At 61.2% G+C, this 13,976-nt stretch carries 11 protein-coding genes; 9 read left to right on the top strand and 2 right to left on the bottom strand.

Features of this window, described 5'->3' with window-relative positions; translation table 11 throughout:
- Positions 1-33: 33 nt before the first annotated feature.
- From tauD to Q8N10_RS17155, 3 genes are read left to right on the top strand one after another with little or no spacing between them, the layout of a single operon-like run.
- On the top strand, positions 34-912 hold the full coding sequence (gene tauD / locus Q8N10_RS17165; RefSeq protein WP_304777212.1) for a taurine dioxygenase: 879 nt from the start codon (positions 34-36) through the stop codon (positions 910-912).
- Complete coding sequence (locus Q8N10_RS17160) at positions 909-1,301, top strand: hypothetical protein (RefSeq protein ID WP_304777211.1); 393 nt, start codon at positions 909-911, stop codon at positions 1,299-1,301. The genes tauD and Q8N10_RS17160 overlap by 4 nt, the downstream gene beginning before the upstream one ends.
- Positions 1,302-1,359: 58 nt before the next feature.
- Positions 1,360-2,115: a hypothetical protein gene (locus Q8N10_RS17155; RefSeq protein ID WP_304777210.1), complete on the top strand. Its 756-nt coding sequence runs from the start codon at positions 1,360-1,362 to the stop codon at positions 2,113-2,115.
- A gap of 6 nt (positions 2,116-2,121) precedes the next feature.
- Here Q8N10_RS17155 and Q8N10_RS17150 read toward each other — a convergent pair whose 3' ends face one another.
- The gene (locus Q8N10_RS17150; RefSeq protein ID WP_304777209.1) at positions 2,122-2,766 is read right to left on the bottom strand and encodes a hypothetical protein; all 645 of its coding nucleotides are present in this window, start codon (positions 2,764-2,766) and stop codon (positions 2,122-2,124) included.
- A 175-nt stretch (positions 2,767-2,941) separates the two neighbouring features.
- Between Q8N10_RS17150 and Q8N10_RS17145 the strand changes: the two genes are divergently transcribed.
- From Q8N10_RS17145 to Q8N10_RS17135, 3 genes are all read left to right on the top strand, one after another.
- Positions 2,942-5,308: an ATP-binding protein gene (locus Q8N10_RS17145; protein WP_304777208.1), complete on the top strand. Its 2,367-nt coding sequence runs from the start codon at positions 2,942-2,944 to the stop codon at positions 5,306-5,308.
- 99 nt (positions 5,309-5,407) lie between these two features.
- Positions 5,408-5,893 (top strand): helix-turn-helix domain-containing protein, encoded by a 486-nt coding sequence (locus Q8N10_RS17140; RefSeq protein WP_304777207.1) that lies wholly within the window; start codon positions 5,408-5,410, stop codon positions 5,891-5,893.
- Positions 5,894-6,137: 244 nt separating this feature from the next.
- Complete coding sequence (locus Q8N10_RS17135; RefSeq protein ID WP_304777206.1) at positions 6,138-8,000, top strand: DUF6538 domain-containing protein; 1,863 nt, start codon at positions 6,138-6,140, stop codon at positions 7,998-8,000.
- A gap of 55 nt (positions 8,001-8,055) precedes the next feature.
- On the opposite strand, the gene Q8N10_RS17130 is transcribed toward Q8N10_RS17135, so the two are convergent.
- Positions 8,056-10,560: a hypothetical protein gene (locus Q8N10_RS17130; protein WP_304777205.1), complete on the bottom strand. Its 2,505-nt coding sequence runs from the start codon at positions 10,558-10,560 to the stop codon at positions 8,056-8,058.
- A gap of 241 nt (positions 10,561-10,801) precedes the next feature.
- On the opposite strand from Q8N10_RS17130, the gene Q8N10_RS17125 reads away from it, so the two are divergent.
- The 3 genes from Q8N10_RS17125 (at position 10,802) to Q8N10_RS17115 (ending at position 13,416) form a co-directional block, all read left to right on the top strand.
- Complete coding sequence (locus Q8N10_RS17125; RefSeq protein ID WP_304777204.1) at positions 10,802-11,374, top strand: recombinase family protein; 573 nt, start codon at positions 10,802-10,804, stop codon at positions 11,372-11,374.
- Between the two features lie 360 nt (positions 11,375-11,734).
- Positions 11,735-12,265 carry a hypothetical protein gene (locus Q8N10_RS17120; RefSeq protein ID WP_304777203.1) on the top strand — a complete coding sequence of 177 codons (531 nt, stop codon included), beginning with the start codon at positions 11,735-11,737 and terminating at the stop codon, positions 12,263-12,265.
- 572 nt (positions 12,266-12,837) lie between these two features.
- A complete protein-coding gene (locus Q8N10_RS17115; protein WP_304777202.1) occupies positions 12,838-13,416 on the top strand; it encodes a hypothetical protein in 579 nt (192 codons plus the stop codon).
- The last annotated feature ends 560 nt before the right edge of the window (positions 13,417-13,976 follow it).

Genomic DNA, 13,976 nt, shown 5'->3' with positions numbered 1-13,976 from the left:
GCGCGCTTAGATAAGGCCCTCAGGGAGACCAGCATGGCCAAGTTTCAGGTGACACCGCTCACCCCCACCATCGGCGCCGTCGTGGGCGGGATCGACCTGTCGCAGCGGCTGGACGAGGAACAGCTCGCCGAGGTCCGCGCCGCCCTCCTGGCCCACCAGGTGATCTTCTTCGAGGACCAGCACATCACGCCGGTTCAACATCGCGACTTCGCAGCGAGATTTGGCGCGCTGCATACCCACCCCCTCTATCCCGGCGTGCCCGAGGCGCCTGAGCTGTTCATCCTGGACAACCACAAGGACAACCCCACCGACAACGACAGCTGGCACACCGACGTCACCTTCATCCAGACCCCGCCCATGGCCTCGATCCTCTACGCCAAGCACCTGCCCCCCAGCGGCGGCGACACCATCTGGTCCAACATGAAGGCGGCCTATGAGGCCTTGTCGCCCACTTTTCGCGAGTTCCTGTCGGGCCTCGACGCGGTGCACGACTTCGCCCGCGGCTTCCCGCAGCAGGGGATCGTGGCGGCGGGCGCCGGCGCCGAGAAGCACGCCAAGGCGCTGGCCGAGAACCCGCCCGTCCTGCACCCGGTGGTGCGGACCCATCCCGAGACCGGCGAGGACGGCCTGTTCATCAACTACGGCTTCACCGACCGCATCAAGGGCCTGCGCCGCAAGGAGAGCGACGCCATCCTGAACATGCTGTTCGAGCACATCCAGAAGCCAGAGTTCCTGGTCCGCTGGCGCTGGAAGGACAACGCCATCGCCTTCTGGGACAACCGGGTCACCCAGCACTACGCCGTCAACGACTACCTGCCCCACCGCCGGATCATGAACCGCGCCACCGTGCTGGGGGATCGGCCCTATCACCGCTCGCGCGCGCCCGCCGGGGTGAAGGCGGCCGCCGAGTGAGCGAGCCCGCGACCTATCCCGACACCGGCGTGCTGGCGGTGCTGGCGCGCCTGGGGTTCGGCCTGACCCTGCTGGCCATCTTCCTGGCCTCGATCGCGCCCGGCTGGCTGACCCCCAAACTGCTGGGGTCCCACTATCTGGAGCACTTCGCGGCCTTCTATGTCGCGGCCTGCGCCGGCCTGGCCGCCATGCCCCGCACGCCGATCCGCAGGATCGCCATGGGCTATCTGGCCTTCGCCCTGATCCTGTCGGTGATCCACTATGCCCGCCATGGCGTCCCGGAGGCCGCGATTCGCAACTGGGTCGCCGACGCCGGCGGCGTGATGGCCGCCTTCTCGCCGGTGGTGGTGGACCGGTTCCGCCGGCTGTTCGCGCCCCGCCCGTCATAGATCGGTCCAAGTCCCGAGGCACGACGTCCCGACATCGGGGACCACTTTTGGAGATCACATGCCGCCCGGCCAGGACGACAACCCGTTCGGCACGCCCCGCGGCGCCTGGGGCCGGCAGCCGCCAACCACCTTCGGCATCAGCACGCCGGTCAAGCGCGCGCCCCGGCCGACCAACCAGATCCGCGTCCCGACGCCCTCCCTGGCACCCCGCACCATCCTGACCGGGGGCCTGGTGTCTCAGCCGCGGCCCGCGACCGTCGCGCCGCCGCCAGCGCCCGCGATCGCTCCGGAGCCCGCGCCCGCGCCCGCGCCCGCGCCCGAGATGGCGGCGGAACGCCACGATCGGCCCCTGGCGACCGGCTCCGTGCTGGCTCGCGCCAGCGCCGCGCCCAAGGCCCGGGCCGGCGGCCTGCACTTCCCGCCGGTCGCCGGGATCGGACTGGTGATCGCCGCGATCGTGGTGGTCGGCATGCTGCTGTTCCCCCGGGATCCGCCCGCGCCGGAACCGGCCGCTGTCGTCGCCCCGGAGACCCCCGCCCCGGCTCAGCCCACACCGGTTAGGCCCGCCCCCGCAGCCTTGGCGGAGCCCGTGGCCCCGCCTCAGGTGGTCGCCGCACCCCCGACGCCGCCGGCTCGTAGGGCAACGGCCGCGCCGCGCCGACCCGTGGTGGAGGCTGAGACGCCAACCCCGATCACCCCGCCGCCCCTGGCCGCGCCGCCGATCGTCCTGGCGCCCGCGCCGCCGGCCCCGGCCGCGGCGGTTCCGCCGCCGACCGATCCGGACGTCCCGATGGTCACCCGCCTGCCGCAATAGGCAGGGTCAGGGCGCGATGACCCTTAAGGTCTCGGGGTCGAAGATCTGAATCTCGCTGCCCACGTCGGCATAGACCACGAGGTCGGGGTGGCTGGGCATGACCTTGAAATAGCGGTTCCCGGCCGCTGAGACCCCCATGGGCCCGCAGGGCGGATCGCCAGGCTCCACCGCCAGGCTGGCCTCCCAGGAGGCCTTGGCCGCGCCGGTGGGCTCGAGCACGAAGCGGCCCTTGTCCTTGTCGTCATAGCCCTGGGCCGGAGCGAAGGCGCAGGTCGCCGTGTGGGGGCCGGGCGAGGCGGCGCGGATCGCGGGCAGGATCGCTTCCAGGGGCGCGTCCGCCGGCTTGGCGAAGGTGCGCACCACGGGACGCCGCTCGGTCGGCGGGCCGTCATAGACCAGCTGGAAGCCCGGCAGGCTGTCATCGGCCTCGATATGTTGACCGCCCTGCTCCGGCCCGCAGGCGAAGGCCTGGATGGCCAGCTTGGCGCCCTTTACCTCCTGCCAGGCGCAGGCCGCGAACTCCGGGGCCGAACGCAGGGCCGAGACCACCGCGGTCGGCGGCGCGGCCGGGGACTTGGCCGCGGGCTGCGTGCAGGCGCCCATCAGGGCGAGCCCCCCGACGGCGGCCAGTTTTGTCCAGCGAATGCGCATGACGTCCCTTGCTGCTGAGGCCCGGCCCTCGCCAGCGACCGAACGCCACATGCTGCGCTTTCAGCTCGCAGATGTCGCCTGGCTTTACGGTTCCGAAAGCTGGGACGCATGGAGTGAAGGATCGACGTCGCCACCCCAATAGTGCGCGGCCCGCGGGAGTACAGGGACCTATTGTATGCGTAACCTTCTACAGCGGCAGCCGATGTTGTGGGCGGCGCTGGAGGCCAGCCAGGACTGCGTCAAACTGATCGGCCTCGATGGCAGGATCAACTACGTGAACGCTGGCGGCTGCCGGCTGATGGAGCTTGAGTCTCCCGACGATATTGTCGGCGAAGTGTGGGCCGAGATGTGGCCGGAGCCTTCGCGGGCCCAGGTGCGGGCGGCGGTGGCGAACGGCGCCGCCCAGCGCTCCGACCGATTCTGCGCGCCGTGCGACACCGCTCGAGGCCAGCGCAAACATTGGGACGTGGTGGTCACGCCGCTGGTCGATGAACGGGGCGAACTGGAGGTTCTCCTCGTCACCTCGCGAGATGTCTCGGACCTCCAGAGCGCGCGCGCGGAAGCCGAGGAGAAGCGCGCCGCCTTGACCAAGACCACAGCGGCTCTGCGCGCGGTGGGGCGGGTCGCAAAGATCGGCGGCTGGGAGATTTCCCTCGAAAGCCAGCTTGTCGACTGGTCGCAGGAGATCTGGGACATTCTGGGTGGAACACCAAGACCCATCCAGCTCGATGAGGCGTTGGGCATCTATCCGGAGGCGGAACAGCCCCGAGTCCGGGACCTCCTCGCCCATGCCGCGGCCACCGGCGAGCGCATCACCTTCACCAGCGAAGTGACCAAGTTCGATGGCGTGAGGGCGTGGGTCCGTGTGTTTGGCGAGCCGGTGTTCGTCGAGGGCGTGTGCACCGCCATCCGCGGCGCGGCGCAGGACATCACCGAGGCGCATGAAGCGCGGCGGGACCTGGCGCGCGCCGAACGACGCCTGCGGATGGCGGTCGAGATGACGGAAATCCTGGTCTATGAGGTCGATTTTCAGGAACGCAGCGTCCTTTCGGACGGCCCCGAGGCGACCTTTTTCGAGCGTGGGCTCACCTATGAGCAGATGTGGAGAGATCCGTTCAGCAGCGTTGATCCCCGGGACCGGGACCGGGCGACTCAGACCTGGGCCGACGCCCAGCACACCGGCGTCCCTTACCGGGCCGAGTACCGGGTCGCCCGCGCCGACGGCAAGGACGTCTGGGCCTTCTCCACCTGCCGCCTGGAACGCGATGAGTCCGGGCGGCCGCTCCGCCTGGTCGGCGCTCTGCAGAACATCACCGAGCGCAAGCTGGCCGAGCAGGAAATGCTGCGCGCCCGGACCCTGGCGGACGCGGCGAACACCGCCAAGAGCGCGTTCCTGGCCAATGTCAGCCACGAGATCCGCACACCGCTGAACGGCATCCTTGGCATGACCCAGGTCATGGGCCGCGACGAGCTGTCGCCGGAAAACCGCGCCCACCTGGAGATCATCCGCCGGTCAGGTGAAACCCTGATGGCGACGCTCAACGACGTGCTCGACTTCTCGAAGATCGAGGCGGGAAAGATGATCCTCGAGGAGGTGGAGTTCGACCTGCGGGAAGCGGTCGAGGCGGCCTGCAAGCCCTTCGAATTGCTGGCCGTGCAGAAGAATCTGGAGTTCCGGCTGTTCTTCGATCCGGCCGCCGAGGGGGTGTGGCAGGGCGATGCGCTGCGGCTGCGGCAGGTGATGGGAAACCTGGTGTCCAACGCGGTGAAATTCACCGAGCGCGGGGGCGTGGTGGTGCAGGTGGCCAGGGTGGCCGATGGCGTCGCCATCAGTGTGACCGACTCGGGCATCGGAATTCCCACGGAACAGCAGGCTGAGCTGTTCACCAAGTTCTCGCAGGCCGACGCCTCGGTCACGCGCCGGTTCGGGGGCACGGGCCTTGGCCTGGCGATCAGCCGGGACCTCTTGGACCTCATGGGCGGCGACCTGTCCCTGGAGAGCCAACCCGGCCAGGGGACCAGCGTCTCGCTCCGCCTGCCGCTCACCTTGGTTGGCGCCCCCGCCTTCAGCGCCACCGTGTTGGCGGAGCAGCCGCAGGAACTTGAGGCGGCGGTGCGCATCCTCGCGGCCGAGGACAACCCCACCAATCGGTTGGTGCTTCAGGCGCTGCTAGAGCCCCTGGGGGCGGAGTTGATCCAGGTGGCCAGCGGCGAGGAGGCCGTGGCGGCCTGTGAGGGCGACAGCTTCGACGTCGTCCTGATGGACATCCAGATGCCGGGCATTGGCGGCGTGGAGGCGGTGCGCCAGATCCGCCGCCGCGAGCGGGAGACCGGGTGCGCGCGAATTCCCATTGTCGCCCTGACCGCCAACGTCATGACCCATCAGGTCGCCGACTATCGCGCCGCGGGCATGGACGACTACGTCGCCAAGCCGATCAATTTCGAGCGCCTCTACGCAGCCCTCATGCAGGCTCTCGCCCCGGCGTCGGAACCTGCGGCCGATACCTGCGAGCCCGCGCAACCGCGGGCAGCGCCGTCATAGCGCCGTGAGGCCAAGCCTCGCCGGAGATCGGATTGCGTTACGCAATCGGTTGCAGCCCAGATCGACTGATTTTATATTGCAATTGGTTTGGGAGGACGCATGAACGCCTCACGCTCTGGCTGCCCGATCAACCTGACCCTCGAGACCCTGGGGGATCGCTGGAGCCTGATCGTCATCCGCGACCTGATGTTCGGCGACCGCCGTCACTTCCGCGAGCTTCTGACCCGCTCTGAAGAGGGAATCGCCTCCAACATCCTGGCCGACCGGCTGGCGCGCCTGGAGAAGGCCGGCCTGGTGTCCCGCCGCGACGATCCCAGCCACAAGCAGAAGGTCATCTACAGCCTGACCGAGGCCTCCATCGCCCTGGTGCCCTTGCTGGCCCACATGGGCGGCTGGGGCCTGCGCCACACGCCGGCGTCAAAGGAGCTTTCCGTCCGCGCGCAGATCCTCGAGGACGGAGGCCCCAAGCTTTGGTCGGAGTTCATGGAGGAGCTGGGCCACCTCCACCTGGGCGCGCCGGCGCCCAGTGAGTCGGTCTTCGCCAGGCTACAGTCAGCCTACGAGGCCGCCGTTGCTGAGGCGTGAACCAGCGGTCAGAGCGAATTTGCCACCGCCTAGGATGGCCCGCCCACGAAGGCTGTCGCGTCATACACAGTGGCAGAAGGGGAAGAATTTGGCGCGCCCGGAACGACTCAATCGCCACGCCTAAAGGGGGCGTCCTAAGTTCTTGATCCAACTAAAAGTTATTATCTAACAGCACCTTCTTCACTTGCATGCTTCGTTTGGCGTTGTAAATCCGGTTGAATTGAAGCGTCAGTGGAGTGCATAGATGGGCAGGAAACGGTCAGCGGGTAATGAGCGCCTTGGCCAATATGTCCAGAGACGGGGAAGCGGCCTCTTCGAACTGAGGTTTCCCATTCCTGCTGATGTGCAGCACGCTTTCCGCGACAAGGACAATCGTCCCCGCACCGCAATCATCCGCTCTCTCGCCACCGCGGACATCAACTTAGCCAACGCAAAGGCAGACGCCCTTAAAACCAAGCTGCGTGATGACATCCGCCGCGTCCGCGAGGTTGGCTCCTCAGACACGCTGGGGGATTTTTTGCGGTGGCTGCATGACTACGATCTCGCTTCCTTCAAGCATGAACAACAATACGACGGCGACCGCCGCCGTAGAGAGCGGTTTAGCAGCCCACCTGGACGGACGACGCTCCAGTCCTGGGAAAGCGTGAACCGCAACGCACAGGGAGCTGCGCTGACCTCTGAAGATGCGGAGGAACGTCGCGCTGCTGCGGGCTGGGCGGCTGATGAATTCTTCGAGCGACAAGGCCGACGTCCTGATCGCTCGTCACCCGAATATTCCGAGGTCCTGGAAGAGTGCGCCCGCGTGCTGGTTGACGGCGTTCTCGCCAAAGAAGCCTTAGCCAAAGGCTTTCCAGCGCCAGAACCGCTATCTCACACGTTGTCCAAAGCACTTAGTAAGTCGCTGGAATTGGCCAACGCGCTTTCCGACCAAGGACGACTGCCACTCGCGGAATATTTTAACACCGTGTACGCGCCTATCGAAACGCGACAGAGCGGACCTCCGAAGGGTGAGAGGAACATCCCAGGAAAACGACACTCGGTGCGGCTCTTTACGGAGCTTGTGGGCAGCAGACCAATCTGCACCATCGCAAAGGGTCATCTCTACGAGTTTCTCGACCTGCTTTCCGAGTTTCCGGATAGCCGCCCCTTGTCTGGGCCGGTGAAGAAACTCCCCGCTTCGTCCATCCTGTCGATGGTTCGCGCAGGTGAGATCAAGCTTGGGCCGATGAGCAGCAAGACCGCGAATAAGCACGTAAATAATGTGACTTCGATCCTCCAGTTTGCCGAACGGCGGCGCCACGTAGAGAGCGTAGATACCCGCGGCGTCAAAGCGCGAGTCGAAGAGGGAGACGACGGCACCGGTCGGTCTTTCACGACGGCTGAGCTAAATCGGCTATTTGCACTGCCGCTCTTTTCGGGATGTGCGGGCGAACAGGTTGAGGGAGGTCTCTTCAAGTTCGGACCAGTTCTCATCAGAGATGATCGCTTCTGGATACCCCTTGTGCTCCTCTTCACGGGAGCGCGGTCGTCTGAAGTGGTGGGACTGTTGACCAGCGAGGTTGTGATCGATCACGACGTGCCCCACTTCCTCATTCAGCCAAACCACGTCAGGCCACGCCTCAAGAACCGCCACTCGCGCCGTATGGTGCCGGTTCACTCCCGCCTAGTCGAATTCGGGTTCCTAGATTTCGTACGGAAAAGAATTGAGGCGAAGGACGAACGCCTTTTTCCAATGGCTGAACAAACCTCCTATCGAGACGGGGCCACAGGTGCCGCAGTTGCCCGGTCGCTGTCAGCCAGCCTGATTATGCGCCAATTCAATCGCACGATACTGGAGCACGCTCAGGCCCGTGCGGACGGCGGATCAATCAAGTGCTTCCGAAATACATTCGAGCAGGAGTCGACCTCCAAGATTGCCTCAGACGAGGTCCGTCAACGACTCACGGGTCGTAAGGTGATAAGTACGGCTCGAATTTATACTGACAATATTCCGCGAGACGAGGCTCAACGAGCTGCCCAGCTCATAAGCTTAAAAAGCGACATCGAGTGCATCTCGTATAGTGCGGTATCGTTGGATCACCTCGCTGTGCGAAATACGTTGACTTAGGCGCGCCTACGAATTTGCGGTAGAGAAGTAGATAACGCGCTAATCTAACATCAACCTAGTTCCTCGGTTGGGGGTCCTGGAACAGTGGCATCCCCATCAACTCTTTGTCCTTTTGAGATCCGTAGTTCCGGACCGCAGAGCGGAACGCACGGTCGAGTTCATTATCGAAATCAACTTTCAGTCTAGAGATTGGATTGTTAGTCCAGAATGGGCCGAGGTTTCTACGCCCCGCCTCATTGCACAATTTGTTCACCTCTTGCTCGCACCAGTCGAAGAAGATTTTAGCGATCTCCTTCCTCTTTCTGAACTTTTCTACGGGCCTATGCTCTGAATAGACCGTCTTCATTGCGGTCTTAACCTGCGCCCATACCGGGTCATCATAAATGAATGTGTCGAATATGACCGTCTCCAGAAAGACCATCCGGCTCACGAGGTCACGCGCTATATATCCACAGAGTCGAGTCGGAACCAAGACACTGTCTAGTGTGTAGTCTTGATGTGATCGTGAGAAGCAGACACGCGCTCGAATTAGATCGTGGATAACCTTATTTGTTATTCTCTGACTAAATCCCATTTTCTCAAGCGACGACACTATCTCACCGGCTTCAAGACCCTGGAACGTTTTGGTTGACGCAGCAGAGACCAACGCATTCATTATGTAGATGCGAAGAAACTGACTTTCAGATCGTCCGGTTTTCGCATCGAACGGGTTAATCAGCGGCGAGAACTCGTCTCGATAAATTGACTGGTTCCCGAACATAATCGCGCGAATTGCTTCATGTACGGGGAAAACGTAGCGCCCGCGCCTTTGAAATACGAGATACGACTTGTATGAGGTCGAGTAGCCAAACTGCAAAAACTGCTTCGTCATCTGCAATGCCAACCGGACGTCTCCGGTTGCCGCGACCTCTATTAACTGACCAACCTCTGTTCCCAGCACGCTTGCGCTTAGCATCTCCACTACTCGAGACGCATCGGTAACCTCGACCTTCGCTCCGCCTTCGGTTGTCAGCTCGAACTTCTTCCCCCGCAAAAGATGTTCTGCAATAGCAAACCTCTTGGACAAAACTGACTGGATATGCGGAGGATCGATATAAATCGCATCGAATGTGAAGGCATCAAATACCGCTGATGACTTGTTTTTTACATACGTTGCATCCCGCATAGCTAAAACGAGATTTAAACCACTCTCCCGCGCAATCGCGACGGCCTCCAAGAAGATACTCTCTTGCGTTTCTGAGCTTTCAATCTGATCGACGTTATCTATCACCAGGAATATGGGAGTTTTCTTGGAAGAGTGAGTAAGGATGCGCTTACAATACGGCGCTTTTTCCTCATACTCCTTCATGATTATCGCAGCGATCTTTTCGTCTATTGCCGCTTGATTACCCTTCATTATAGCTAAGGGGCCTCGGGTGAGAGCGCTAATCTCGGCTTCATACGCGCCTTTTATTGACGCATCGAAGTCGCCAAGCGTCGGATTTTGACCAATATATTCAAATATGCTGTCATATATGAAGCTTCTCGGCGCAACTGCGCGAGAATATGATCTAAAGTCTATGTATAGCCAATGCGACTTAGGTTTAGTTATTTGCTGTTGAAAGAATTCCTTCCCACTCACCTTCTCAACATAGCGCAAGAAGGTAGTTTTCCCAGCGCCCACTAGGCCGAGAGTCAAAAGCGCTACCGGCTGGCTTCTTACCCTCGTGGTAAGCACATGCTCAGACGCCGCTCTGACACCTGTACGCCCGACCGGGCGCATCGGCCGTGTGTTTACCACCTGCTCACGCCGGAGCACCGCCATCTTCACGCGATCATCGAACCGCATTCGATCTGCAGTTTCTACATACGCTTTTTCGAGGAGTTCAGAATTTTCAGCAACTAACTCTTCGGAAAACGAAGTAACAATCTCATCTTCAATGCTGGAGAACATGGTCGTTCGGGCAATTTTTGAAAATGAATGATCGTAAATTCTATTGAGACGGCGATTTTCGGTCTGATTACTGTCACCCCCCAAAAGTCCCTGCTCCAGAGACCCGTCGATCACTTCGTCTCTTGCAAGTAGAGAGAAGAAGTCTTCAAAATCTGTATCTAACGCCTCTTCCGCGTCAGAAAAAATGACGGCATGGGTGTCCTCAAACGTGACTAAGTCTCTCCGATTTATTGGAAATATTATCCACGCGTCACCATTTGTTACTGCACAGAAGCCCACACCTAATTTTCGACCATAGTCTCGGGCCTGATGGATGGCCTTCTTAATATCGCCTTTGACCCAAGAGCCTTTCAGCGGAGCCCGCCGAGCCTGCGGAAGTTTGGAAAAGTCAATCTGGGCTCGCTTAGCCTCGATTAGCAGCGAGGTTTGGGCTGTTGTGATCAGATAATCGAGAAAGAAGTCGGCACCATCCTCAGATACCCGTTCCTCAAGCGTGAAGTCCGTCTTATCCCATCCTAATATTGAGGTCAGGATGTCGTCGATTACCTTGAACCGGGTGTCTGCCTCGTTTCCACCCGACGTTCGGATGTCGCTCAGGCGGTCTGCAATCTGGCGCGGCGTTACCACTGAGGTACTCCCTAGGGACTTCGCTATCGTGGCGGATTTAGTGCGAGTCTGCCATATGCAAAGCCTGCCTGATAACTGCCTCTCGCTCGACGCGAAGTGTGTATGAGCATGCCCTACTGTCACATGGGTATACCCCGGCGAGGCGTCTCACCGGCCCCACGTCGCCGTCTCAATAGGGTTGGCTTCCTCTTTTCGGGACACTAGACTCTGAGGGTCTAGAACCAAACGAGGCAATCGGGACATGTCGGTGGTGGGCTACGCACGCGTCAGCAGCGCGGGGCAATCGTTAGAGGTGCAGCAGGACCAGCTAAGGGCTGCGGGCTGTGAGAAGGTCTTCTCGGAGAAGCGCACCGGCACCACGACGGAGGGCCGGGACCAACTGGAACTCGCCCTGGGCTACGTCCGCGAGGGAGACGTCTTCGTGGTCACTCGCCTGGACCGGCTGGCGCGCTCCCTGGTCGATCTGCGGAAGACGGTGGATTTCCTGACAGCCAAGGGCGTGGGGTTCCGGTGCCTTCAGCAGCACATCGACACTACCTCGTCTGAGGGTCGGCTGATGCTGAACATCCTCGCCAGCTTCGCCGAGTTCGAGACCGACATCCGGAAAGAGCGACAGAGAGATGGAATTGAGAAAGCGAAAACCGCTGGCGTCTATCGCGGTCGACCTCAGTCCATTGATGCCGCCCGAATTGCGGAGCTGGAGGCTCAAGGGTTGGGAGCATCGGCGATTGCTAAGCAGCTAGGGATCGGGAGGGCCAGCGTCTACCGAGTGAAGAGCAGTCTGGGCCGTCCCGCATCAGAACAAAGCCGGTAGAGACGGGAAATTCCGGTCCGCAAGATTATTGCGGGTTTTGGACAACGTGAGAACACCCCGCGAACGCCAGATGAACCGCGCCGCCATCCAGTAGATGGTGAGCCAAGCCCGATGCGCGACCAACTGCTGCTCTCACCTCAGGTTTGCTGATGACAAGTCCCGGCAGATCGGCTAGGATGTAGGTAATTGAGACAGCCTTCAGGACCTAATTGGTCCCTTACCGGGTGACCGGCCTGTCTCTCGCACTATCGACGACACTTCCCCTATGAAAATTGGACTCCCTTCTTCGCGGGGCATCTCCTGATGCTGTCCGCTAGAGTCGCTGCCGCCCGCGCAAAATTGGCCCACACCCGCTCTTCCATGACCACCGAACTCATTGAGGCGTACGCCCAGATGTACTTGGACGCTGGTGCCAGCCACGAGTTGACCATCTCTCTTGGAGTTCATCCAAAGAAGTTCGACCCGGAAACCGAGTTCCTTCCTCAAATGCGCCGCGTCGTACGCGAGATCGCCCACATGCTCCGCGGCATCCCGAAGCGGAGAATGCTGAAGCTTCCCCTATGCGACGCACCCTGGATGGCAGGTTTCTACGAAGCCACGGATGCTGCTGGCATTCTGTTTCCCCATTGGCACGGGGTGATCGCACTGCACGATCACGAGGAGTCGAGACTCCGCGCCATCCTAGTCAACAGTGTGGGGAAGGATATGACGCCTGGCGCAGCCCCCTATGGCCGCACGACGCGCCCCATCATCACGACACTCAAGGCGAAGCCGACATTCCACTTGGCGCCGCTTGAGTCCCCTGACCGCTGGATCGCTTACTCAGCGAAGAAGGTTTGGGACTCCAACCCAGTTCACTGGGTCACCGGTGACTTCCTCCCGTCAACCTAGGTCGCAGAACACATCCGTACCTCAGCTCCAATCCTAGAAACCTAGAACGCTAAAACCCCAAAACTCTAGAACACTTGAACTCTGTAACCTGATGGGATCGCAAAGGCCCGGAAGGTAATCCCCTCGAATGAGCCGAACCGCCTCGCATGCGAGGGCAGGTGGACGAGGGGTCTGTGGTGGTGGATTTTCCATAGCCCTGAAGAACAGGGGAGCCCCCGACAGGGCGGCCCCTGTGCCGCTACAGCGCGGCTTAAGCCCAGCAGCATGTCGCACCCTGCAGAACGCGGGGGTGAGGTCGTTCGACCAGGACTCGCTCACCGATCAGGAGCGGAACAATGGCGGTTCGGGCGTGCACTCCGGACCGCCAGTTTAGGTTATGCCTGAAAACAAACTTACATACCCAACACAATAAATAGTACGAGCTGCTTGTATATAACAATGCCTACAACAACCGACTATTCCCAAGAGACGATAGAGTCCACGTGTCGTATAGTCATATGGTCATCAACGAATGACTGCCTCTACATAACTGGGCCAGCCTTAGAGCTGGCCCTCTTTTGTGGAGCCTAAACATGGAAATCACCCAACACTGCCCCGAGAAACCGATGCAGCGCGAACACATCCTGCTTCATTGGAAAGACGCCGGGATGCTTCTGAAGGTCACCAAAGCCCTCTTTAGGTGCAGTGGCCACCGCTCCGGTGCGTACCTTGTGATCGACACCAGACCGGTCGCTCACCTCCTCCATAGCTGCACGCTAGGAGGCCTCCTGGAGCGCTCCGGAGCGGTCCTTTACATAGGTTCAGCAACCACCCTGCAGCCTCGCCTACTAGACCTGCTGAGGGGCATTTCTGGGGTGCCATTCGCCCATGGTTTTGGTGTGACCTTCGCCGGTCTGGCCCCACCCGTCCCTCAGGACGAGCTGGCGATCCTGCTCATCTCCCACGACCCAGGATACTGCCTGGAGGATCGCCTTCTCACCGAGTATCGGAAAATCCACGGGGCCTGGCCTGTAGGTAACAGCCGACCCGCCCGACAGACCTCGCGACATGGAGATCGCACCTGGGTGAGCGTGACCCGCAACATTGCTCTCGAACCGGTGGTGACCTTCGATCCTGCTTCGACCAGGTGGAGCTTCGAACCAAAGTCGTAGACTTTGCCGCTCAGTGCGAATGGGGGTCCTATGTGTTGAGCCTCGGAAGAAAGCGCCTGTCCCTTATAGTGTAAGGCATTCATGGAGGCGCAGTTTGGGACGCGAAACCGCACCAAAACGTTCCCAATTTGCCCCTGAAAAAGTCTGCGATCTTGGTCGTCGGCGCCCGCTCCCGGGACGACCTGATGCAAATGGCGTCTTACGCGGGGGGAGTGGACCTTTTCTCGGGGTATAAGTGAGACGATAGGGGGGCGGGTATTTCCTGTTCGGTCCCGCCCTCCAGTGTCTTTGCGAAACCGGCGTCGTCGTACTTCCTTATACCTCGTCCGCCCGCTGGCGCGGCCAGAGGGGCTGGGTCGCTCACTCGATGCGTGAGAGCAGATCATTGCCGGGAAGCAGACCTCGGTGACGTCTGAGAAGGGTGGAGGCTGTGTGAAAACACCGAAGCAGCTTAGATTTCTGTCCATCAGCTTCGGGGGCCGGGATGAAACGGTTTGTCGAGGGGGATGACCGGCGTCAGGGCACGCTGCTCCCGGAATATCTTGAGGACTACGTCTCCG

This window comes from Phenylobacterium sp., assembly GCF_030693625.1.
In the GTDB taxonomy this organism is placed as follows: domain Bacteria; phylum Pseudomonadota; class Alphaproteobacteria; order Caulobacterales; family Caulobacteraceae; genus Phenylobacterium; species Phenylobacterium ferrooxidans.
The sequence above is the reverse complement of the archived record's forward strand: the minus strand, read 5'-3'. Positions and strand labels throughout refer to the sequence as shown.

What these genes read in the sequence shown, in the direction of transcription:
- tauD (WP_304777212.1), top strand. Translation starts at nt 34, where the DNA reads ATGGCCAAGTTTCAGGTGACACCGCTCACCCCCACCATCGGCGCCGTC.
- Q8N10_RS17155 (WP_304777210.1), top strand. Translation starts at nt 1,360, where the DNA reads ATGCCGCCCGGCCAGGACGACAACCCGTTCGGCACGCCCCGCGGCGCC.
- Q8N10_RS17150 (WP_304777209.1), bottom strand. Translation starts at nt 2,766, where the DNA reads ATGCGCATTCGCTGGACAAAACTGGCCGCCGTCGGGGGGCTCGCCCTG.
- Q8N10_RS17145 (WP_304777208.1), top strand. Translation starts at nt 2,942, where the DNA reads ATGCGTAACCTTCTACAGCGGCAGCCGATGTTGTGGGCGGCGCTGGAG.
- Q8N10_RS17140 (WP_304777207.1), top strand. Translation starts at nt 5,408, where the DNA reads ATGAACGCCTCACGCTCTGGCTGCCCGATCAACCTGACCCTCGAGACC.
- Q8N10_RS17135 (WP_304777206.1), top strand. Translation starts at nt 6,138, where the DNA reads ATGGGCAGGAAACGGTCAGCGGGTAATGAGCGCCTTGGCCAATATGTC.
- Q8N10_RS17125 (WP_304777204.1), top strand. Translation starts at nt 10,802, where the DNA reads ATGTCGGTGGTGGGCTACGCACGCGTCAGCAGCGCGGGGCAATCGTTA.
- Q8N10_RS17120 (WP_304777203.1), top strand. Translation starts at nt 11,735, where the DNA reads ATGACCACCGAACTCATTGAGGCGTACGCCCAGATGTACTTGGACGCT.
- Q8N10_RS17115 (WP_304777202.1), top strand. Translation starts at nt 12,838, where the DNA reads ATGGAAATCACCCAACACTGCCCCGAGAAACCGATGCAGCGCGAACAC.